Source organism: Flavobacterium sp. HJJ, assembly GCF_015351475.1.
Classification (GTDB): domain Bacteria; phylum Bacteroidota; class Bacteroidia; order Flavobacteriales; family Flavobacteriaceae; genus Flavobacterium; species Flavobacterium marginilacus.
The window spans coordinates 1-22,546 of the sequence record NZ_JADKPR010000012.1; the positions used below are offsets into that span (position 1 = coordinate 1).

The window sequence follows — 22,546 nt, forward strand, 5'->3', positions numbered from 1 at the left end:
ATAAAATTATTTTACAACATTATGAATTAGTTTTGTTATATTTCTTTGTGTAGATTTGTATCAATAAAATACATTAATATGAGACCCGATTTATTTCAAGCGCCAGATTATTATAATTTAGATGATTTATTAAGTGAAGAGCACAAACTTGTCCGTGATTCTGCGCGTGCTTGGGTAAAACGTGAAGTTTCGCCTATTATTGAAGAATATGCTCAGAACGCTGAATTTCCAAAGCATCTTATAAAAGGATTGGGAGAAATAGGAGGATTTGGACCATATATTCCTGTAGAATACGGCGGAGCTGGATTGGATCAAATCTCTTATGGTTTAATAATGCAGGAGATAGAACGCGGTGATTCAGGTGTTCGTTCTACATCGTCAGTGCAGTCTTCTTTAGTTATGTATCCTATTTGGAAATATGGGAACGAAGAACAGAGAATAAAATATCTTCCAAAACTGGCTACTGGCGAATTAATGGGATGTTTTGGGCTTACAGAGCCAAACCACGGTTCAGATCCAGGGAGCATGATTACCAACTTTAAAGACATGGGTGATCATTACCTTTTGAATGGTGCCAAAATGTGGATTTCGAATGCTCCATTTGCAGATATTGCTATTGTTTGGGCCAAAAATGAAGAAGGAAGAATACATGGTTTAATAGTTGAACGAGGAATGGAGGGTTTTACCACTCCGGAAACGCATAATAAATGGTCGCTTCGTGCATCATCAACTGGGGAATTGATTTTTGATAATGTAAAAGTGCCTAAAGAAAATTTACTTCCTAATAAGTCTGGATTAGGTGCGCCGCTTGGATGTTTGGATTCTGCCCGCTATGGAATAGCTTGGGGAGCAATTGGGGCGGCGATGGATTGTTATGACACTGCTTTGCGTTATGCTAAAGAAAGAATCCAGTTTGATAAACCAATAGCAGGTACTCAATTACAGCAAAAAAAACTGGCCGAGATGATTACTGAAATTACCAAAGCCCAATTACTTACTTGGAGACTTGGAGTTTTAAGGAATGAAGGCAGAGCTACTACGGCGCAAATCTCAATGGCCAAAAGAAATAATGTAGATATGGCTATTCATATAGCACGTGAAGCCAGACAAATGTTAGGCGGAATGGGAATTACAGGAGAATACTCCATTATGCGCCACATGATGAATTTGGAATCTGTAATTACTTATGAAGGAACTCACGATATTCATTTGCTGATTACTGGAATGGACGTTACAGGAATTGCTGCTTTTAAATAAATGATATAAATACTAAAATAATTATAAAATTGATACTAAAGCTTCTTGTAAACAGGGAGCTTTTTTAATTTTGCAGAAAACAATAATAGTCCAAAATGAATATTGAAACAATCAACAATAATATCCAGATTCAAAAACAGCAATTATTAAATCATTCCTTATATGAAAAAATAAAGACTATTGATGATCTGCATTCTTTTTTGGAATGCCATGTGTTTGCTGTTTGGGATTTTATGTCGCTTTTAAAGGCGTTACAAAACAAATTAACCTGCACAGCAATACCTTGGTTTGCAACACCGCATCCAGAAACGAGGTATTTAATCAACGAAATTGTATTGGCAGAAGAAAGTGACTTGAGCATGGACGGGAGACATTTAAGCCATTTTGAAATGTATCTGGAAGCGATGCAAGATTGCGGAGCGAAAACAGTTTATATCGAACAGTTTTTATCAGAGGTTAATTCGCTTCAGAATATATTTGTGGCAATCAAGAAAAGTAGTCTGCATCCAAATATTAAAGCTTTTCTGGATTTTACATTTAAAGTTATTGAAGAAGGAAAGCCTCATGAAATTGCGGCAGCATTTACTTTTGGCAGAGAAGATTTAATTCCTGCTATGTTTACAGAAATTTTGAAGCAGTTTCAGTCCAATTTTCCGAATTATAAGTTAGATAAACTTCTTTATTATTTTGAAAGGCACATTGAATTAGACGCGGACGAGCATGGTCCTATGGCTATGACAATGATAAAAGAACTTTGTGGTGAAGACCCAAAAAAGTGGTTAGATGTGCAGAATATTTCGATTTTGGCTTTAGAAAAAAGAATAGCTCTTTGGGATGCAATCGAAGAACTGATTGTTTCAAAACCCGAAATGGTTTAACGTTGAAAAAAGGAAACTGTCGTCACGCTTTTTTATTTTTCATCGAATAATAAAAAAAACTCAAAGTCTTATAAGGGATTTAAACTTAATAGACTTTGAGTTTTTTTATTGCGTCACTTTGTGAAAGGGCTGTTTATTTTCCGTTGAATGTAGTCATGGTATTTTCTAAACCTGCAGTTCCAAACGATTTTATGATTTCGGAAGCGACTTCCAGCCTTTCGGGAAGTTTTGCTTTCTCGTTGTCATCCCAGTCTCCAAGTACGTAATCGACCTGTTGTCCTTTTTTGAATTCGTCGCTAATGCCAAATCTAAAGCGGGTGTATTCTTGTGTGTTTAAAACGAGATTGATGTTTTTTAGTCCGTTATGCCCGCCGTCGCTTCCTTTTTTTCGGATGCGGATGGTTCCAAAGGAAAGATTTAAATCATCGGTAATGACAAAAATATTTTCAAGCGGAATGTTTTCTTTGTCCATCCAGAATTTGACGGCTTTACCGCTTAAATTCATGTAAGTGTTGGGCTTGAGTAATAAAAAGGTTCTTCCTTTAAATTTGTATTCGGCTAATGCACCCAGTTTTACGGTTTCGAATGAAAGCCCCTCTTTTTTGGCTAGGAAATCTAAGACTTTAAATCCAATGTTGTGTCGGGTGTTTACGTATTCGGAGCCGATGTTGCCTAGGCCTACGATTAAAAATTTTTTCATATTATCTGTGTTCTCTGCTGTTTTTGGTGATGAAAACAGGTCTTGTATCCATTTTATCATGTTGCAAAAATAGGCTTAATTGGATAATTTGTCAATGAGATGATTAGATAATTTGAATAAAGAAAATAGAATAAAGAGGAAAGAATAATTCTAAGAATGTATTATTACTTTTAACTGAGCCCTGATGGAAGGGAAAATCCTTTTATTTTTTTCTTTAGAAAATAAAAGATTTAGAAGGAGAGCGGGAAACCATATCTCCTAGAATGCCTGATCTTTCGCTTTATATCAAAAAAAAAGCACCAACCTTTCGATTGATGCTTTTGATATAGATTGAAAAAGTATTATTTTTTCTTTTTTGCTGGAGCTTTTGCAGCTTTTGCAGCTTCTTGAGCAGCTTTCATAGCCGCACGAGAAATCTTCACTTGACAAATTACTGTATTGTCTGGGTGCATGATTTTGAAGTTTGGCGTTGGCACTTTAGTAACGTATAATTTGTTACCCATGTCAAGAGGAGTGATGTCAGCCTCAACAAAATCAGGAAGGTTAGCTGGTAAAGCTTTAACTTTTAATTTACGGTTGTTAAGACGTAAATCTCCACCTGCCATAACCCCTTTTGAGTTACCGATGATTTTTACTGGAACTTCAATAGTGATTTCTTTGTCATCATGGATTTGAAAGAAGTCAACATGTAAAATTTTGTCAGATACCGGGTGAACCTGGATATCTTGTAATACAGCATTGAATGATTTACCATTCGCAAGCTCAATCACAACTGTGTGTGCGTTTGGAGTGTAAACCAAGTTCTTGAAAGCTATAACTTCCGCTGAAAAATGAACTGCTTGACTTCCTCCGTATAATACGCAAGGAACCAATCCAGCATTACGTAAGGCTTTAGTAGCTACTTTGCCCACGCTTTCTCTTTCTGATCCTTTAATTGTAATCGATTTCATTGTAAATATTTATATAGTTATTAATTAAACTCTTCGTTATAAGCTTTAAGCACTAGGCTTTAGGCTTTTTTGTAATTGATTATTGCATTGCTTAAAGCTTACAGCCTAAAGCTTATTACTTAATTACATTAAAAACTTCCCGCTAATGGAATTATTGTGGTGTACCATGTGCATTACTTCGGCAAAAAGAGGCGCACAGCTCACTACTCTTATTTTGTTTGATTGTTTTTTTAACGGAATAGAATCGGTTACGATTAGTTCCAGTAATTTTGAATTTTCTATTTTTTCATAAGCACCTCCGGATAAAATGGCGTGTGTGCAAATTGCTCTTACACTTAAGGCGCCTTTTTCGATCATTAAATCGGCAGCTTTGGCTAAAGTTCCTCCTGTGTCAATCATGTCATCTACTAGGATTACATTTTTGCCTTCTACAGCTCCAATAAGTTCCATTGTTTCGATAATATTTGCTGCCTTTCTTTGTTTGTAGCAGATAACCACTTCAGAATCCAAAAACTTAGAATATGCATAAGCTCTTTTTGATCCTCCCATGTCTGGTGAAGCAATCGTTAAATTTTCAAGACCTAAACTTTCTACGTATGGTAAAAATATAGTGGATGCAAAAAGATGATCTACAGGTTTTTCAAAGAATCCTTGTATCTGGTCTGCATGCAGATCCATTGTCATTATTCTTGTTGCTCCGGCGGCGTCCAGTAAATTAGCTACCAGCTTGGCTCCAATCGGAACTCTTGGTTTATCTTTTCTGTCTTGTCTTGCCCAGCCGAAGTATGGCATTACAGCTGTAATGTGTCTTGCTGATGCGCGTTTTGCTGCGTCAATCATTAATAGTAGTTCCATTAAATTATCTGCAGAAGGGAACGTTGAGCAAACAATAAACACGCGTAAACCTCTGATAGACTCTTCATAAGAAGGCTGGAATTCACCGTCACTGTAAGTTGACATGGTTACTTTTCCTAATGGAATTCCGTATTCTTTTGCAATTTTTTCTGCAAGATATTCACTTTTTGAACAAGCAAAAATTTTAGCTTCTGGTTCTAGGTGTGACATTTAATTTGTTGTTTTGTAGTTAGTTGTGAATTCCTTTTTTTAGGAGGTGCAAATTTAGAAAATAAAATTAACTCTGAAAGGAAAAATTTAAGTATTTTTATTAGAATGTTTAAATATTTTTTCTACATTTGCACCGTGTTAAAGGAAAAGATAATTGTTAATGCTGATTGTCTCTTTATTGCGTTGAAATAATTGTTTATTATTTCATGTCTAGCTAAGCCCGGATGGCGGAATTGGTAGACGCGCTGGTCTCAAACACCTGTGGGAAACCGTGCCGGTTCGACTCCGGCTCCGGGTACAAAAACCTCTTCGAAAGAAGAGGTTTTTTTGTTTTATGGCTTTTGCTTAATGCTTTTTAAATAAAGAGCGTTGGTTGTGCTTTTTTTTTTTTTTTTTTTTGGAAATCCATAAAAAAACCATCCTTGCGAGATGGTTTTGCGGGTATATTTAAAACTTGAATTTTTGGGTAATTCAAAAAAAAAGCTGCAATAAATGCAGCTTATTTTTTTCTAGTGTAATTTAAAATTACTTAGCTGGAGCAGCAGCTGGAGTAGCAGCAGGTGCAGCAGCAGTAGTGTCAGCAGCAACAGCAGTAGTATCAGCAACTACAGCAGTAGTATCAGCAACTACAGCAGTAGTATCAGCAGCAACTTCTTCAGTAGCAGGAGCTTCAGCTTTTTTACAAGATACAACAGTTAATACAGCAACAACAGCTAAACTTAAAAATACTTTTTTCATCTTAATTTAATATAAAGGTTAATTATTAATTCGTGGCAAAGATATAAAATTTTTAATATGTAAAATATTTTTTCATTTATTTTTTAAAAATATTTTCTATCAGGACGTTAGTATTTTGGTTTATGGAGTGAAAAATGAATAAAAAGTGATTTTTCTTTAAAGATTCTCATTTTTCATTAGGTTTTGTACTTATGTTCCATAGTTTGTTTATTGTCTTTTTATCAATTTTTTATGTCGATAATTTGGCTCAAAATACAATCGGTGGCTCCTTTGTTATTTTGTACAAATTCGGCACAGATTTTTCCTTTTTGATGTCTTGTTTCTGTGTTTTGAATTAGTGTTGAGAAAATGATTTCGAGTTCTGAGAAATTTTTTACCGATGCACAGCCTTTGTTTTCAACCAGTTTAACAGCTTCATCGAAATGTGAAAAATTAGGCCCTATTACTATTGGTATTCCAAATGTGGCAGGTTCTAAAAGATTATGGATGCCCTTTCCAAAACCGCCCCCTACATAAGCAATGTCGCCATAACTGTAAATCTTGGTTAGAATGCCGATGGTGTCTGTTATAAAGACATCAAATTTTGACAGCTCTTTGTTTTCTTTTTCTGAAAATAAAACTGTTTTTTTTGTGATGCTGTTTTGTAACTGCTGAATTTGTTCAGGTTTAATATTGTGCGGTGCAATGATGAATTTTACATCATGCGGACAGGAATTAATGTAGTCTGTTAGTAATGATTCGTCTTTTGGCCATGAACTTCCAATAACTATTGTTGTTTTATTGTTTTTGAACTGTGCAATAAATTCAAGAGTGTTGTCTTTGTCTAATATTGCAGCAACTCTGTCAAATCGGGTGTCTCCAGAAATTGTGACATTGGTTTTTCCTAGCTGGGTAATTAGTTTTTTTGAATTTTCATTCTGCACAAAAAAGTATGTGAAGTTATTCAGTGCTTTTCTGTAAAAGCCTCCGTACCATTTAAAAAATAATTGCTGTTCTCTAAAAATACCAGAAATTAAATAAGTAGGAATCTGCTTTTTTTGCAGCTGATCCAGGTAATTAATCCAAAATTCGTATTTGATAAAAAAGACAAGGTCGGGATGAACTAGTTCTACAAATCGTTTTGCGTTCTGCGGTGTGTCCAAAGGCAGGTAAACTGTCGCATCGGCAATTGTATTGTTTTTGCGTACTTCATATCCTGAAGGTGAAAAAAAGCTGATGATAATTTTATGGTCCGGGTGTTTTTCTTTGATTTTTTCAATTACAGGCAGTCCCTGTTCGTATTCACCTAAAGAAGCTGAGTGAAACCAGATTGTTCGGTCATGAGACGCTATTTTTTGTTTTAAAATTAAAAAAACATCCTTTCTTCCGTCTACAAAAAGTTTCATTTTTGGACTAAAAAGAACTGTGATTTTTACTAAAAACTGGGCTAATTGGGTAGCTAAATTGTAAAGGAAATGCATTTGTAATTTTTTTGTAAAAATACATTTTCTTTATATTATTTTCTCCCGTAAAGAAAGTTTAACTTTTGGATATAAAGAACCCGCTTTTTATTTCATCGAAAAAATACTTTTTGTTGTGGGTTTGATTGGTTTAAACTCATTAAATAACTATTTTTGTGGCGCTTGTCTTGAAGCTGTTAAATTGTAATAAAATTTAAGCTTAAGATGGGCTTGCCTCAATATAATTGATCCTTGTTAAGAGATAGGATATTAAAAAAGAATACATGAAAAAAATACAAATGGTTGACTTGAAAAGTCAATATGATAAAATTGCAGCAACTGTAAACGCTTCTATCCAAGAAGTTTTGGATACTAATACTTATATTAATGGACCACAGGTTCATCTATTTCAAAAAAATCTCGAAGAATATTTAGATGTAAAACACGTAATTCCATGTGCAAATGGAACTGATGCGCTGCAGATTGCCATGATGGGCTTGGATTTAAAACCAGGCGACGAGGTAATTACTGCAGATTTTACTTTTGCAGCCACTGTTGAAGTTATTGCTTTATTGCAGCTGACACCAGTATTGGTGGATGTCGATGTGGAAAATATGAATATTTCTATTGAAGCCATTAAAAAAGCCATTACTCCAAAAACAAAAGCAATTGTGCCGGTACATTTGTTTGGGCGTTCTGCCAATATGGATGAAATTATGGCAATTGCCAAAGAACATAATCTCTATGTAATTGAGGATAATGCGCAGGCTATCGGAGCTAATTACACTTTCGCTGATGGAACAAAAAAGAAAGCGGGGGTTATTGGTCATGTAAGTTCAACTTCATTTTTTCCTTCAAAAAATTTAGGATGTTATGGTGACGGCGGTGCTATTTTTACCAATGATGATGCTTTAGCGCACAAAATAAGAGGAATCGTTAATCACGGAATGTACGAGCGTTACCACCATGATGTAGTGGGAGTAAATTCAAGATTGGACAGTATTCAGGCTGGAGTCTTGAATGCAAAACTACCTTTCCTGAACGAGTACAATACGGCACGCCGATTAGCAGCTTCAAAATACAATGCAGCTTTTGAAGGAAATGAAAATATTGTTACTCCAGCATTTGACTTAAATGGAGATGATCACGTTTTTCATCAATATGTTCTTCGAATTATTGATGCCGATAGAGATGCATTGATGCAGCATTTATTAGATAAAGGAATTCCTTGTGCTATTTATTATCCAATTCCGCTGCATTCGCAAAAAGCATACGTGGATGTACGTTATAAGGAAGAAGATTTTCCGGTAACAAATCAATTGGTAAAAGAAGTAATCGCATTGCCAATGCACACCGAATTGGACGATGAGCAGATTAAATTTATAACTGACAGTGTGAAGGAGTTTTTAAAATAAAACAGCATGAGATATGTCTTTATAATTCTTACCGCAGTTTTATTTCAGTCTATAGGTTTTTCTCAAAATAGTTCCAAATCCAATGAAGAAACAGCAGTGGCTTCCCGTGTGGAGACGCTGCGTCTGGCAATGATCGATGCTGATGGTAAAAAACTGAAAGAACTAACTTCTGAAAGTTTAAGTTACGGACATTCCAGCGGTAATATTCAAAATCAGGCTGTGTTCATCGAAAAAATCGTGAATGGAGAATCTGATTTTGTCACAATTGAATTTCAAAACCAGACTATTGAAATTGTGGGCGATGCAGCAATTGTACGTCACAATTTAGCTGCTCATACCAAAGACGGCGGAGTAGATAAAGATATAAAAATTGGTGTAATGCTTATTTGGCAGAAACAAAAAAACAAATGGTTATTAATTGCCAGACAAGCTTATAAATTGCCTTTATAAACATTAAAATTTAAAACAAAAATCCCAAATTATCAGTCTGATAGTTTGGGATTTTTTGTTTTAATTAATTAGTTGTAAATTCGTTATGTTAAAATGAAAGTCATGAATCCTAAAAAAGAAAATTCGAAAAAAAATAAAGTAGAAGAGCCTTCTGTGGCTTACGAATCTTATAAAATTAAATTCAAAGGGATTGATAGGGATACTTTTGAATTTGATGAAGAATTTAAAAATGGCTATACTGCAGAAGAAGCCAAAGCGGAAATGCATAAAAGAATTAGAAGCTGGTGGGGTAAATAAAATGTAGAGATACACCGCAGTGCATCTGTACAGTAAAACAAAAAATCCCCACAAACATAAGTTAAGTTCATGAGGATTCTGTTTTTATAACAATAATTGCAGTCTGCAATCTGAATTTAAGCGTTCGCTGTAGCAGCTTCTTTATTAATTTTTCCGATTAATCCAGTCAAAACTTTTCCAGGACCAACTTCGGTAAACAAAGCCGCACCGTCAGCAATCATCTGCTGTACAGATTGTGTCCATTTTACAGGAGCAGTCAATTGAATGATTAAGTTTTTCTTGATCTCGTCAGCATCCGAAACGGCTGATGCAGTTACGTTTTGATATACTGGGCAGATAGGAGCAGAGAATGTCGTAGCTTCAATAGCTGCAGCCAATTCTTCTCTTGCCGGTTCCATCATTGGTGAGTGAAATGCCCCACCAACAGGTAATAATAGCGCCCGTTTTGCACCTGCAGCTTTCATCGCTTCGCAGGCTTTTTCTACTGCAGAAAATTCTCCTGAGATTACTAATTGCCCTGGGCAGTTGTAATTAGCGGCAACTACAACTCCGTCGATAGAAGCGCATACTTCTTCAACGATATTATCTGCCAGTCCAAGAACTGCAGCCATTGTAGAAGGTGTTATTTCACAGGCTTTCTGCATTGCTAAAGCTCTTTGTGAAACTAATTTCAACCCGTCTTCAAAAGACAAAGCACCATTGGCAACCAATGCTGAAAATTCGCCCAAAGAATGTCCTGCAACCATTTCCGGTTTGAAATCTTCCAGAGTTTTAGCTAAAATTACTGAGTGTAAAAAAACTGCCGGCTGTGTAACTTTGGTTTCTTTCAATTCTTCGGCTGTACCTTCAAACATAATGTCTGTAATGCGGAACCCTAAAATATCATTTGCTTTTTCGAATAAATCTTTAGCTAATGGAGAGTTTTCATATAAGTCTTTGCCCATTCCTGTAAATTGCGCGCCCTGACCTGGAAATACGTATGCTTTCATAAAATCTTGTTTAAGTTTAAGGTTTCAAGTTGTGAAATTTGAAATCGGATGCAAAAATAGTGTTTTTTTAGGATTTATGTCAAAAGATAAAATTGACATAAAACAAAACCTCCATACTTGCAAATAAAGTATGGAGGTTTTGTATGTATAGAAAATCAGTTTGCAGAATGAATTATAATTTTATCAATTGCAGTTCGATATTCAGTTTTACTTCTTCACCTACTAAAACACCGCCTGTTTCTAGAGCTGAATTCCAGTTCAATCCCCAGTCTTTACGGTTTATTTTGCTGGAAATATTCAATCCTGCTTTAGTATTTCCCCATGGATCTTTCATTAATCCACTGAATTCAGCTGGGAATTTCACAGATTTTGTTATGCCTCTTAAAGTTAAATCTCCAGTCAGTTCATAATCATCACCGTCTTTAGTAAAAGAAGTTGCTTTGAAAGTCAGTTTTGGATGATTTTCAGCATCAAAAAAGTCACCGCTTTTCAAGTGATTGTCTCTATCAGTGTTATTAGTATTGATTGAATTGATATCTGCCGAAAATTCAATTCCTGCATTTTCGAAGTTGTCATCTTCAGTTGTGATTGATGCATCATAAGTTCCAAATTTACCTGAAACATTAGTAAACATCATGTGTTTTACTTTAAAACCAATTTCTGAGTGTGTTGGGTCAATTGCCCATTTTGTAGCTGCCATAATTTTATTTTTATTAATTAAAATTTATTTGTTTAATTTTGATAAGGCAAATTTACAGCGATACTGCCGAAGGGACACTTAACCTAGATTAAGAAATAAAAACGATAGTATTAATTTAGTTAGTGATTTTCAAACTAGATTCCACTATTAATTTTTGGAGCAGAAAGATTAGGTATTTTCAGCCAGCATTAGTCCCGCTATCCGTTACAATCTTGTGAACCGAACCCCGGTTTCACAAGGATTTTCACTTCTATCGGGCTCAAAGGAAATATTTTTGTTTTTTTTGTAATCATTCAAAAAAAACAATCCAAGATTCAATGATAACCAATAATTTCATCCATTGGAGATAATAATCCACTTCTAAGTTCTAATTAAAAGTTTCTATCAAAGAGAATTTTTCCAGCCACTTATTGAGATTCGAAGAATAAATCTCACGGTATTTAGAGATGATCTCCTGATGTTTCATCTGAAAATCGTTATCCATCTCGTAGTTCCAGTTATTGTCTCTAAAAACGGTTTCAAAATTAAAAACATTTCCAGCCAGCATTTTATAATCAGCAGCTAATTCCTGATGCTGTTCTGAATTAAGTATGGGTTTGATTTCGGTATCATAAAAAGTCATAGCTGTTTCGTTCACCGCCAATCCTTTTTCTATCCAATGCTGTTCCAAAGCATCTTCTTCATACTTAAAAAAATCGGTAATATGTTTGTCCGAAAACCAATCAGGAAGTTTTACATTAGGCTGATTTTCATTCGATTCATTAGTATCAGTTTGAAGCTGCGCATTTGTAAGGATAGAAGAATTGTACAGATACCATTCTGAATCCATAATTAAATAAATGAGTTTTTTGGTGTTTAATTTGGCAAGCCAAGTCCTGTATCTAACAATTCCATTTGGAAATAATCCCAAGTCAATAACCATTTTGCGTGCTTTACCATTAATTTTGACCTCAATTACAGGAGCCACATGATAACCCCAATCGATTGTTCCGGTTGGAGAGCTATTTTTTTTATCAATAAAAGAAATCTGCCGGCTGTTTGTAGAAGAATAAACAACAGGGGCAAAAACCCAGATTTTGGCACAATAACATCCTTTCGATGCTAATAACAGTCTGATGTAATGCGAAATATTATGACAGTTAGCCTGCTGATAGCCAAAAGGGAGCCCCGATTTTTTAATTTCTGAAAACAAAGCATTTGCTGTATCTTGATCAAGAACAGAAGCTTTTCCAGGCGTTAAAAGTGGATGCTTTTTGATAATCTTTTGTGTTAAATAATTTTAATGTTATACTACTATTATGGACGAAGTTATAAAAATGATAAAGAGGCGGGCTTATACCAAAATAAGAAATTGTTATAAAATTTTAATTAAAAAATCAAATCACAGGTATTACATCAACCTCAACTTTTACTTTATGATCGCCGGTACTAAAAATAATTCCTTTCATCGGTGACACATCGGCAAAATCTCTTCCATAAGCGGTTACGATATGGCGTTGCTGCGGAATCATATTATTAGTTGGGTCAAACTCGCACCAGCCCATTTCTGGAATATAGACCGATATCCAAGCGTGCGAAGCGTCTGAACCTTCTAATTTTGGTCTGCCCACTGGCGGTAATGTTTCAATATAACCGCTTACATACCGAGCTGGAATCCCCACGCTACGCAGACTGGCAATTGCTAGATGAGAGAAATCCTGACAGACACCTCTTCGTTCTTTGAGGACTGTTTTTAGCGGTGTATTGACATTGGTAGAGCCAGATTTGAATTGGAATTCTGTATATATTTTTTTAATTAAATTTAATACCGCTTCAAAAAGAGGCATCTTTGGAAGCAGACAGCTTTCGGCAAAAGCGGTAATTTCTTCGTCCCAAGTAATGAATTGGCTTGGCAGCTGATATTGTAAAACTTCAATTTTGAGAGCGCGGTCTGTTGTGAATTTTAATCTGGCTTCTTCGCAGGTTATTGGATTTAAAGTTAGCTGTGTCGCATTTTTCAATACTTCGACTTCACTCGAAACAGTAACTTTCAGCGATTTATGCGATTGATGAAGCGAAAAATAATGCTGAATATTTCCAAAATAATCCGTGCGGGAATATATTTTAGAGGGTTTAGGCTCGATTTCTATCTTGAAATTTTTGCATATCTGTTTCGCAGAATTCTGAGGCTGAAGACACAAAATACTCTGGTAATTGTGTACCTCATTGACGTAGGTATAAAGTGTCTGATGTTTTAGTTTATATTTCATCGGATTCGCTATTTTCAAGTGTGTCTAAAACGGAATGCTGGATTACAGAATGATTAAAATATAGGCTGGATAAATTATTGGAAACATCGCACATTAATTCAAAAACATCCGAAAGCGTCTGGTCTAATTCAGACCGGAATTGTGTTTTTTCATCAACTTGTATCAGACTGTCGGCATCAATTAAGTTGATGATTGTACTGGCTTTCAAAGCTGATTTTTCGGCAATACTCAATCGGTTTGGCTCATTGGTCTTTGGTAATTTAGAAAGATAATGAGTGAGAGTGTTTAGCAAAAAAGAAAGTGTGTACGTTAAGTTTTTCTCTAAAAACACCATATTAATTACGGCTTTTAGACTCAAATGCGATTTGTATATATTTCGGTACTGCGCCAGTAAATGATGATTTTCTAATATGGCTTCCATAAGAACAGCTTCGTCTTCCTCGGCTTTTTTATAATTGAAAGCACTACGGAAAACCGAAATCAACGATAAAATCCGTTCTACATTTTTCCCGGCTTCCATCAGATAGAAACCATTGTCACGAGGCAGTGTTTCGTAAATATTTCCATAAAATGAAAAAAGACGAATGTGCAGTTTATCTAAAGAATGATTTACATGATTGATGTTATTGGTTTTTTTAAGCGTAAAATGAATGTCTTCCAGTAAATTAATAATCTGTCGGGTGTCGTTGTTCCATTTTTCACTAACCTGATTAATGGTGTTGAGCAATGACTGCATATTATAAACGACCGAACCTATTTTTTTGGAATCATTAATCAGCAGAAGGAGTTCTGTAATTGGATTTACAAAAATAGCTTCGTTATCAAATATTTCTCCGCCTTTGGCTTCTTTTCCAACAAATCCTGGATAAGTCTGTGTAAGATGTGTCAGTGATTTTAATAAAACGACTAAAAACTCGGGCTGTTCATTGCCGTGTTTAACTACATTTTCGTTGAGTCTGTTCAGAATAATTTTCAGAAAACTGCGCAAAGCCATCGTCCTTTCGCACAAGCGGCCTAACCAAAATAAATTTTCGGCATTTCGGCTCGTCAGCGAATTATTAAGCTGGTTGTTAGTGTTTTTTCGTTCAACTGATTTTTCCTGATATTCCGTTGGAGCATCTGTTATAATCCAAGTGTCTTTTGAAATGCCGCCTAATTGGTTTGAAATTTCAAATTTGTCTTTCACCGCCGAACTTCTGGTCAAACCGCCCTGCATTACTTGGTAATCATCACCGTCTGCTATCAAAAAAGCACGGATTGCAGCATATCGGGGTTCTATAGTTCCATTTATAAATGCAGGAGTTGTGGATAAACTCACTTCTTCCTGAGCGACATATTCTTTAGGATTTTTTTGAATCAGATTTTTTAATTCTTCAAGCTGTTCTTTGTCCAGTAAACGGGCATAAATTGATCTGAAGCCTTGTTTTCGATTGGTTTTTTTTATGATTAATTTGGGCAGATTGGTTAAAACATAATCCAATTCTTTGCTGTGTCCGCACCACCAGGTCGCAATCGAGCTGATTAATAAAGGTTCTTTCAGCAGAAATTTACAGGCATTCTGCATAAAAGCCATTAAGCCGTAATTTTCTAAAATACTGGTTCCGGGAGGATTCACAACGGAAACATTTCCTAAACGGATTACCTGCAGTAAACCGGGAATTCCAAGGAGAGAATCTCTGCGCAGTTCAAGCGGATCACACCATACGTCATCCAGTCTTTTGATAATAACATCAACCCGCTCCAATTGATCGATAGATTTCAGCCAGACAAAACCATCCCTGACTAATAAATCATTTCCCTGAACCAAAGTATAGCCTAAATAAGAGGAAAGATAAACGTGTTCAAAATAGGTTTCGTTTCCGGGTCCGGGAGTCAGGAAAACCACATTTGGATTTTCATTGGAGTTATTTCCTAATGAATCAACTGTTTGCTGTAATTGGCTAAAGTAGGGTGAAAGCTTTTTTCGATAGGTTTTTTTATTGAGTTCAGGTAAAACCTTACTCATTACAACTCTGTTTTCAAGAGCATATCCCGCACCCGAAGGCGCTTGCGTCCGATTGTCCAGCAGCCACATTTTTCCGTCAGGACCACGGGCTAAATCTACTGCATAATTCAGTAATTGTTTGTTCGATTTTTGTTTAATGTCAAAACAAGGCAGTAGAAAACCAGCATTGTCAAAAACTAGTTCAGCGGGTATTATCGCATTTTTGATTAAGGTTTGAGGGCCGTAAAGATCTTTTAGAATTAAGTCTAATAATTGCGCCCTTTGTTTTAATCCTTTTTCAATAGTTTTCCATTCCGATTCGTGAATTAAAAACGGAATAGGATCCAGTTTCCAGGCTCGGTTCGATTCCTGATTTGAATCATAGACATTATACGTAACTCCGTTTTCTTTTAATTTTTTTACAATTTCCTGATTCCGTAACTCTAATTCATCAATTCCAATGGATTCTAAGGTGTCAAAAAGCCCTTTCCAATACGGTTTTATCTCTCCGTTTTGGTCAAGCACTTCGTCGTATGAATTGATTTTTTCTTTATATGAATGGAGCAGTCCCAGTGAAATATCTTGAATCATTTGTTAGTCAGTCAATGGATTACTTTTTTATAATTGGCAAAATAATAGCTTTTAAAGTGAACAGCAATGCAATTATCTTATTCTTTTGCTTTCCAGTAATGCCTTAAATCTAAAGTGTAAGGATATTCGGGATTAATAAGCTCTATAGGAGTATCAAGCCGCAGATCAGATTTTGATTCTATTAAAAAACGAGATGCCGAAGTACTGTTTGAAATCATTTCTTTTTCTTTTTCGATTTCTTCAAGTGCTGTTGAAGGTGTATGTCCAAAATCCCAAAAACGGCTTATTTTTCTTGATTCAGCTTCAAAACTATTGATAGGGAAACTGTCAAAACTTCTTCCGCCGGGATGCGTTACAAAATAGGTACAGCCGCCAATTATTTTATTGTTCCAAGTATCGGCTAAGTCAAAAACAAGCGGTACATCAATTCCGATATTAGGATGCAGTGCCGATGGCGGATTCCATGATTTATAACGGATTCCTGCAACATATTCACCTTTGGTTCCGGTGCTTCTTAATGGGATTCGGCATCCTTTGCATAATAAAATATGGCGGTCGGGAACAATTCCTGAAACTTTTACCTGCAGGCGCTCCAGCGAGGAATCGACAAATCGGGCAGTTCCGGTGCTGGACAGTTCTTCGCCAAGTACGTGCCAAGGCTCTATTCCTAATCTAATTTCCAATTGGACATTGTCAATTGTCACAGTACCGTGATGCGGATATCTAAATTCGAAGAAAGGATCAAACCATGAAATATCAAAATTGTATCCCGCGTCTTTTAAATCGTTTACTACATCAATCATATCCAGATAGGCGAAATGCGGTAACAAAAACTTGTCGTGCAGTTCCGTTCCCCAACGAATTAATTTTTTCTCATATGGGTTTTTCCAGAATTTGGCAACCAAGGCACGGACTAATAAATTTTGAACCAAGTTCATGTGCTTGTGCGGAGGCATATCAAAAGCCCTTAATTCTAATATTCCCAAACGCCCTGTTGACGAATCGGGAGAATATAATTTATCGATGCAGAATTCCGTACGGTGTGTATTTCCAGTGATATCAGTCAGCAGGTTTCTAAAAATCCTGTCCACCATCCAGAAAGGAACTTCTCTGTCTTTTGGTATTTGTTCAAATGCAATTTCCATTTCATAAAGGCGCTCATCACGGCCTTCGTCAATACGCGGTGCCTGACTTGTTGGTCCAATAAATGGCCCGGCAAAAAGGTAGCTCAAAACAGGATGATGCTGCCAGTAGGTAATTAAACTCTGCAGTAAATCAGGTCTTCGCAGCAAAGGGCTGTCTTCAGGTCTTTCGGCGCCTAAGGTTACGTGATTTCCACCTCCGGTTCCGGTATGACGGCCGTCTACCATAAATTTATCTGTGCCTAAACGGGAAAGAAAAGCTTCTTCATATAATGCCGTTGTATTATCTACAATTTCCTGCCAGGATTTGGCCGGATGTACATTTACTTCTATTACGCCGGGGTCTGGAGTAACCATCATTTTCTCCACTCTGTAATCCGTTTTTGGCTGATAACCTTCGATTCGTACAGGCATCTGTAATTTTTCGGCAGTATTTTCGATTGAAGTTATTAAGTCGATATAGTCTTCTAAATAATCAGTTGGCGGCAGAAAAATGTACAGCATCCCATCGCGTTCTTCAACGCACATTGCTGTAATGAAAGTGTCCACTTCAAATATTGTAGGATCTTCTTCTTTTTTAGTCTCTTTTTTGGCTGACACTTTTTTGACTGCTTCAAAAATTTTTGAAATCGTTCCGTAGCGTTTTTTTACTTTTTCAGAATAGTCTCCTAGAGCGGGTAAATCTTCAAATAAACTTCTGTCAACAACCGTTTCTCTCTTATTTTTAGAAGTTTTTGGAAGTGAATCTAAAGGTAACCGCAAACCGATGGGAGAATTTCCGGGAATCAAAAAACAATTTCCTCTCCTGAATTCCCAAGCACAGCTTTCCCAATTGTCCTGAGTATAATTTTTCCGTATTGGCAAAACAAAACCTGACGGATTGTTTAAGCCTTTTTCTAAAACCTTGGCAAGATTATGACGTTCAATAGAGTCCTTGAGATTTACTTTCAGCGGATCTAAATTCACTGGAAGCTTACCTTCTTCAAGAGCCCAGTAGATTGGGTCTTCATAGGCGGGTAATATGTTTTTAGTATCAATTCCTAAAAATTTGGTTAACTCGACAGCAAATTTTTCAGCATCGTGAAAAGTAAATTGAGTTTCACCTTCTTTAGCTACCAAAGCATCGTTTTTCCACAGAGGAAATCCGTCTTTTCTCCAGAATAATCCATATTGCCAGCGGGGAAACAATTCTCCGGGATACCATTTTCCCTGTCCAAAATGCAGTAAGCCTCCGAAAGCAAACCGCTGTTTTAAACGAAGTGCTAAATCGTAAGCTAGTTTTCGTTTCAGCGGGCCGTCTGCGGCTGTGTTCCATTCGGCTCCCTCAAAATCGTCAATAGAAATAAAGGTTGGTTCACCGCCCATTGTCAGGCGGACATCACCTTCAATCAAGTCTTTTTCGACTGCATGTCCTACCGTCATGATTTCTTCCCATTGTCTGTCAGAATACGGTTTGGTTACCCGTGGATCTTCATGAATTCGCGTTACTTTATTTTCAAAATCAAAACTTACGTCACATTTTTCGGTAGCACCAGTTACAGGCGCCGCGCTTAAATAATGAGGAGTACAGCACAACGGAATATGTCCTTCACCTGCAAAAAGACCGGAAGTAGGATCAAGTCCAATCCAGCCTGCACCCGGCAGATATACTTCTGCCCAAGCATGTAAATCAGTAAAATCATTTTCGGGTCCGGAAGGGCCGTCAAGAGATTTTATGTCTGGTGCCAATTGTACAATGTAACCGGAAACAAAACGTGAAGCTAAACCAAAATGGCGTAAAATATGAATTAACAGCCAGGCAAAGTCCCTGCAGGAACCGCTTTTCAGCCTTAATGTCTGTTCGGGAGTCTGCACGCCGGCTTCCATCCTCAGATTGTATGTCAGTGTTTTATAAACCACTTGGTTGAGGTAAACTAAAAAATCATTTATTTCTAAAGAATCATTTACTTTTATGCCTTCAATAAATTTTAAGAATGTCGGACTTTCTTCGCTTAGTTTCAAGTAAGGCACCAATTCCTGTTCGAGAAGAGTGTCGTATTTAAATGGAAATTTCTGAGCATATTCTTCTACAAAATAATCAAAAGGGTTAATGACTTGAAGTTTTGCAATTACTTCGACCTCGACTTTTAATTCTTTGATTTTATCGGGAAAAACAATTCTGGCCTGATAGTTTCCAAAAGGATCCTGCTGCCAATTAATAAAATGATTCTCTGGACTGATTTTAAACGTATATCCTTCTATTGCAGTTCTTGAATGTACTGCAGGACGAAGTCTGAAAACATGTGGGAATAATTTAACGCTGCGGTCAAATTTGTATATTGTTTTGTGGGAAATGGCTATTTTTATGGACATAAGAAAGTTTTTTTTATGACATAATTCCGTTTATACAAATATTGAAAAAAAATCATTGTTTAACGAATTTTAATGATAATAATTTATTAAAAATATGCTTAAATACTTTTAAATAAGTAATTTTAAATCTTTTTATTGATAATATGTTAATGTTTGTGATTGGAAAACGGCTCCAAAAAGTATAAAATGTTACGGCAATGTATATTTATAGTTTACACCGCTTTATTTCATTTTGGCTTTGTAACTTAGTATTTCAATAATTATTACAAATTAATAAGCAGACTGACGAGCATTATTAATATCACAAATTCAAAAAAATAGATAAATATGTCAAACATTGGATTAATTATAGAAGAACGTTCGGCCGATATTGGTAACTTTCTTGTAGGCAGGCTGCTGCCTTTTCGTGAAAAAAGGGCAGTGGGACCTTTTGTGTTTTTGGATCACATGGGACCGGCACTACTTAAAGATTATCAAAATTTAGATGTTCCTCCGCATCCGCATATAGGACTTTCGACACTTACTTATTTGTTTGAGGGAGCCATACTGCACAGAGACAGCGTGGGAACTGAAATGGAAATTACTCCGGGTGCAGTCAATTGGATGACAGCGGGAAAAGGTGTAGTGCATTCGGAACGTACACCCGAATATTTGAGAACTACCGATAAAAGTCTTCATGGACTGCAGATTTGGGTTGCACTGCCAAAGGAAAAAGAAAACATCGAACCCTCATTTGTACATGTAGAAGCCAAAGATATACCCGAATGGCAGCAGGATAATGTTACAATAAAACTGATTGCCGGTGAAGCTTTTGGGAAAAAATCGCCAGTTCCTGTTTACAGCCCGTTATATTTGATTGAAATTAAAAGTACATCCAAAGCAACGCTGGATATCGGCAAAGATCTTTTTGGAGAAAGTGCTTTGTATATTCTGGAAGGCGAAATTATAAATGATGGAAATACCTATGGTTCAAAACAAATTTTGGTTGCCAAGGAAAGCAGTCTCTGCCAGTTCGAAATGAGTGAGAACAGTACGGTTTATATTTTTGGAGGAGAACCATTTCCCGAAGAACATTTCATCTATTGGAATTTTGTTCATTCAGATAAAGCCGTCATTGAAAAAGCAAAGCAGGACTGGATCGATCAAAAGTTTTCAAAAGTTCCCAATGAAACAGAGTTTGTTCCCCTGCCGCAGCCCAGAGTGAGATAGTTTATTTTTTATTTACGGACTATTAAAAATTAGGGCATGACCGCAAGGGTCGGGCTTTCCACTGTATCTTTTCTTTTCCTAAAGAAGGAAAAGAAAAGGATGCCGTTTCAATCCCTCATGTAAATCCTATTTTCATAATAACTTTTCCGAATAACAGAAGAATATTTGGTATAATTATTTTTAAAAAAAACTGTTTTCCGTACTTTTTCTAGAGCAATGCGGCGCTATTGCATTGGAGCTGCACTATTTGATCTGGATGACCCGTCCAGGGAAATAGGAAGACTCGCGAAACCTTTATTAGCTCCTTTAGAAGAAGAGAGGGAAGGCTATGTGCCAAATGTGGTATATTCCTGTGGTTCCATAATTCACAATAACAGTCTTATACTGCCTTATGCCGTGTCCGATTATTCGTCTACTTATGCTGTAGTTGATATGACCGAACTGCTCGAAGCATTACTGAATAGTAAAAATAACTGTATATGGAGTTACCCAAAACTTAGTTTATATACTATTTTTATGGTTTCTTAAAAATATTAAAATGACTGAAAAAGAAAAAATGCTTTTGGGCGAAATCTATTTTGCCAATGATAAACAACTTACCGAAGAACGTGCAAGAGCCAAAAGACTATTGCACAAATTGAACGTTACCGAATATTTGATGAATGGAAAATCACGGGCAATTCTTCGGGAACTGATGCCAAATTCTCATAAACGATTGTATATAGAACCGCCGTTTCATTGTGATTATGGGTATAATATTCATTCGGGGGAGAATGTCTATTTTAATGTTAACTGCGTGGTTTTGGACACTATGAAAGTGACTATTGGCAACAATGTTTTCTTTGCGCCAGGCGTGCATGTTTACACAGCAACACATCCGCTCAATGCCGTCGAAAGAAGAACTGTCGAAAGTTCAAAACCTGTTTCTATTGGCGATGACTGCTGGATAGGAGGGAATTCGGTGATTTGTCCGGGAGTTACAATTGGTAACGGCTGTGTAATCGGTGCGGGATCTGTGGTAACAAAGGATATTCCCGAGAATTCTTTGGCAGTTGGGAATCCCGCCAAAGTGATTCGGAAATTGAATGAGGATTAGGAGAGTTAAGAGGGTTTAAAAGTTTAAATTGTTTTAACAGTTTAAAACTCTTTTCTAATCACTTCTTGTTCATATAAAAACTCAACGCTCCCGATGGACATTTATTGATAGTTTCGATAATTTTTTCAGTAGTTGAGTTTTCTGGTAAAATCCACGGTTTCTCTTTTGGATGAAAAACATCTGGATTGTTCTTAACACACATCGCAGAATGTATGCATTTTCCAGATTGCCAAACAATGGTTACTTCTCCATTGCTGTATTCTTTTTTGATGTCTTTTGGATCCATGACTAAATAGATGTGTTGATTAGTATCTTATTTTTTAAGATTTTAGAAATCGGACATTTTTCGGCAATAATTAACAATCTGTTTTTGGTGTCTTCGTCAACTGTACTCGGAAAACTAATTGAACGGCTAATGGTTGTCGTTAATTCCGAATCGTTTTCTTGAGAGATATTTAGGGAAATATTTATTTCTGGAATATCCCAGCCCTTTCTATCAATATACATTCTCAAAGTCGAAAGTGTACAGCCTGCCAAGGAAGCTAATAATGTCGAAAATGGATCTGGTCCTAAATCATTTCCACCAACATTTTCAGGTTCGTCCATTAGTAATTTGCCATTGCGCCAAGCAATAGTGCACAAATATTTTTGAGTACCAATATTTCCTGTGATATTATTTTCTAATAGATTTTCCATAAAATATGTTTTTTGATGAGGATTATAAAACGTCTCTAAATTCGGGAGTTTTGTCAAACACTTTTTTTGCAAAAGGACAAAGCGGAATAATTTTGATGTTTTTTTCTCTTGCAAATTCTACTGCTTTAGCTACCATTTTTTTGCCGTAGCCTTTTCCGTTATTGCCTTCGTTTACTTCGGTATGGTCAATAATGATTTTATCTGGACCTGCAAAAACAAAAGTCATTTTGGCTTCGGCTTTGCCATTAATATCGATGTGGAAAAAACCGTTTTTGTCGTTTATCTCTAATTGTACTTCTTCGTTCATTTTTTCTTTAAGTTTCTAAGTTACAAAGTTGCTGAGTTTCTA

At 36.2% G+C, this 22,546-nt stretch carries 22 protein-coding genes and 1 tRNA gene; 9 read left to right on the plus strand and 14 right to left on the minus strand.

Annotated elements, in window-relative coordinates:
* Window positions 1-78: 78 nt before the first annotated feature.
* Window positions 79-1,257 (plus strand): acyl-CoA dehydrogenase family protein, encoded by a 1,179-nt coding sequence (locus IRZ80_RS10845; protein ID WP_194641588.1) that lies wholly within the window; start codon window positions 79-81, stop codon window positions 1,255-1,257.
* A 95-nt stretch (window positions 1,258-1,352) separates the two neighbouring features.
* Window positions 1,353-2,135: a DUF3050 domain-containing protein gene (locus tag IRZ80_RS10850; protein WP_194641589.1), complete on the plus strand. Its 783-nt coding sequence runs from the start codon at window positions 1,353-1,355 to the stop codon at window positions 2,133-2,135.
* Window positions 2,136-2,268: 133 nt separating this feature from the next.
* Here the strand turns inward: IRZ80_RS10850 and pth are convergent, their stop codons facing one another.
* The 3 genes from pth to IRZ80_RS10865 all read right to left on the minus strand — a co-directional run bounded on the left by pth (window position 2,269) and on the right by IRZ80_RS10865 (window position 4,850).
* Window positions 2,269-2,895, minus strand: coding sequence for an aminoacyl-tRNA hydrolase (pth, locus tag IRZ80_RS10855; RefSeq protein WP_194641590.1), 627 nt, complete (start codon window positions 2,893-2,895; stop codon window positions 2,269-2,271).
* Window positions 2,896-3,176: 281 nt separating this feature from the next.
* The gene (locus IRZ80_RS10860; protein ID WP_194641591.1) at window positions 3,177-3,785 is read right to left on the minus strand and encodes a 50S ribosomal protein L25/general stress protein Ctc; all 609 of its coding nucleotides are present in this window, start codon (window positions 3,783-3,785) and stop codon (window positions 3,177-3,179) included.
* 123 nt (window positions 3,786-3,908) lie between these two features.
* On the minus strand, window positions 3,909-4,850 hold the full coding sequence (locus IRZ80_RS10865; RefSeq protein WP_194641592.1) for a ribose-phosphate pyrophosphokinase: 942 nt from the start codon (window positions 4,848-4,850) through the stop codon (window positions 3,909-3,911).
* A 218-nt stretch (window positions 4,851-5,068) separates the two neighbouring features.
* Between IRZ80_RS10865 and IRZ80_RS10870 the strand changes: the two genes are divergently transcribed.
* Window positions 5,069-5,148: transfer RNA gene (locus IRZ80_RS10870), tRNA-Leu, on the plus strand.
* Window positions 5,149-5,375: 227 nt separating this feature from the next.
* Here the strand turns inward: IRZ80_RS10870 and IRZ80_RS10875 are convergent.
* Together IRZ80_RS10875 and IRZ80_RS10880 are read right to left on the minus strand one after the other, a co-directional pair.
* On the minus strand, window positions 5,376-5,588 hold the full coding sequence (locus IRZ80_RS10875) for a hypothetical protein (protein ID WP_194641593.1): 213 nt from the start codon (window positions 5,586-5,588) through the stop codon (window positions 5,376-5,378).
* Window positions 5,589-5,809: 221 nt separating this feature from the next.
* Window positions 5,810-7,048, minus strand: coding sequence for a 3-deoxy-D-manno-octulosonic acid transferase (locus IRZ80_RS10880; RefSeq protein ID WP_194641594.1), 1,239 nt, complete (start codon window positions 7,046-7,048; stop codon window positions 5,810-5,812).
* Between the two features lie 263 nt (window positions 7,049-7,311).
* Here IRZ80_RS10880 and IRZ80_RS10885 point away from each other — a divergent pair, with 263 nt between their 5' ends.
* The 3 genes from IRZ80_RS10885 (at window position 7,312) to IRZ80_RS10895 (ending at window position 9,189) form a co-directional block, all read left to right on the plus strand.
* Window positions 7,312-8,442, plus strand: a complete 1,131-nt coding sequence (locus tag IRZ80_RS10885; protein ID WP_194641595.1) for a DegT/DnrJ/EryC1/StrS family aminotransferase — start codon at window positions 7,312-7,314, stop codon at window positions 8,440-8,442.
* Between the two features lie 6 nt (window positions 8,443-8,448).
* Window positions 8,449-8,892: a nuclear transport factor 2 family protein gene (locus IRZ80_RS10890; RefSeq protein WP_194641596.1), complete on the plus strand. Its 444-nt coding sequence runs from the start codon at window positions 8,449-8,451 to the stop codon at window positions 8,890-8,892.
* 102 nt (window positions 8,893-8,994) lie between these two features.
* Window positions 8,995-9,189, plus strand: coding sequence for a hypothetical protein (locus IRZ80_RS10895; RefSeq protein ID WP_194641597.1), 195 nt, complete (start codon window positions 8,995-8,997; stop codon window positions 9,187-9,189).
* Between the two features lie 116 nt (window positions 9,190-9,305).
* Here IRZ80_RS10895 and fabD read toward each other — a convergent pair whose 3' ends face one another.
* The 6 genes from fabD to IRZ80_RS10925 all read right to left on the minus strand — a co-directional run bounded on the left by fabD (window position 9,306) and on the right by IRZ80_RS10925 (window position 19,196).
* Window positions 9,306-10,178, minus strand: coding sequence for an ACP S-malonyltransferase (fabD, locus tag IRZ80_RS10900; RefSeq protein WP_194641598.1), 873 nt, complete (start codon window positions 10,176-10,178; stop codon window positions 9,306-9,308).
* A 172-nt stretch (window positions 10,179-10,350) separates the two neighbouring features.
* A complete protein-coding gene (locus tag IRZ80_RS10905) occupies window positions 10,351-10,878 on the minus strand; it encodes a YceI family protein (protein WP_194641599.1) in 528 nt (175 codons plus the stop codon).
* A 367-nt stretch (window positions 10,879-11,245) separates the two neighbouring features.
* The gene (locus tag IRZ80_RS10910; RefSeq protein ID WP_228520876.1) at window positions 11,246-12,070 is read right to left on the minus strand and encodes a protein-glutamine glutaminase family protein; all 825 of its coding nucleotides are present in this window, start codon (window positions 12,068-12,070) and stop codon (window positions 11,246-11,248) included.
* A gap of 184 nt (window positions 12,071-12,254) precedes the next feature.
* Window positions 12,255-13,127 carry a transglutaminase N-terminal domain-containing protein gene (locus IRZ80_RS10915; RefSeq protein WP_194641600.1) on the minus strand — a complete coding sequence of 291 codons (873 nt, stop codon included), beginning with the start codon at window positions 13,125-13,127 and terminating at the stop codon, window positions 12,255-12,257.
* On the minus strand, window positions 13,117-15,702 hold the full coding sequence (locus IRZ80_RS10920; RefSeq protein WP_194641601.1) for a circularly permuted type 2 ATP-grasp protein: 2,586 nt from the start codon (window positions 15,700-15,702) through the stop codon (window positions 13,117-13,119). Before IRZ80_RS10920 ends, IRZ80_RS10915 begins: the two co-directional genes overlap by 11 nt.
* Before the next feature lie 77 nt (window positions 15,703-15,779).
* Complete coding sequence (locus IRZ80_RS10925) at window positions 15,780-19,196, minus strand: DUF2126 domain-containing protein (RefSeq protein ID WP_194641602.1); 3,417 nt, start codon at window positions 19,194-19,196, stop codon at window positions 15,780-15,782.
* 327 nt (window positions 19,197-19,523) lie between these two features.
* Between IRZ80_RS10925 and IRZ80_RS10930 the strand changes: the two genes are divergently transcribed.
* The 3 genes from IRZ80_RS10930 (at window position 19,524) to IRZ80_RS10940 (ending at window position 21,501) form a co-directional block, all read left to right on the plus strand.
* Complete coding sequence (locus IRZ80_RS10930) at window positions 19,524-20,405, plus strand: pirin family protein (protein ID WP_194641603.1); 882 nt, start codon at window positions 19,524-19,526, stop codon at window positions 20,403-20,405.
* A gap of 216 nt (window positions 20,406-20,621) precedes the next feature.
* Window positions 20,622-20,933 carry a hypothetical protein gene (locus IRZ80_RS10935; RefSeq protein ID WP_228520877.1) on the plus strand — a complete coding sequence of 104 codons (312 nt, stop codon included), beginning with the start codon at window positions 20,622-20,624 and terminating at the stop codon, window positions 20,931-20,933.
* A 10-nt stretch (window positions 20,934-20,943) separates the two neighbouring features.
* Entirely contained in the window at window positions 20,944-21,501 is a 558-nt protein-coding gene (locus IRZ80_RS10940; protein WP_194641604.1) for a sugar O-acetyltransferase, read from the plus strand.
* A 58-nt stretch (window positions 21,502-21,559) separates the two neighbouring features.
* Here IRZ80_RS10940 and IRZ80_RS10945 read toward each other — a convergent pair whose 3' ends face one another.
* The 3 genes from IRZ80_RS10945 to IRZ80_RS10955 are packed head-to-tail and all read right to left on the minus strand — an operon-like array spanning window position 21,560 to window position 22,504.
* Window positions 21,560-21,787 (minus strand): (4Fe-4S)-binding protein, encoded by a 228-nt coding sequence (locus IRZ80_RS10945; protein WP_194641605.1) that lies wholly within the window; start codon window positions 21,785-21,787, stop codon window positions 21,560-21,562.
* Window positions 21,788-21,789: 2 nt separating this feature from the next.
* Window positions 21,790-22,197, minus strand: coding sequence for an OsmC family protein (locus tag IRZ80_RS10950; protein ID WP_194641606.1), 408 nt, complete (start codon window positions 22,195-22,197; stop codon window positions 21,790-21,792).
* Between the two features lie 22 nt (window positions 22,198-22,219).
* Window positions 22,220-22,504: a GNAT family N-acetyltransferase gene (locus tag IRZ80_RS10955; RefSeq protein ID WP_194641607.1), complete on the minus strand. Its 285-nt coding sequence runs from the start codon at window positions 22,502-22,504 to the stop codon at window positions 22,220-22,222.
* Window positions 22,505-22,546 lie beyond the last annotated feature (42 nt).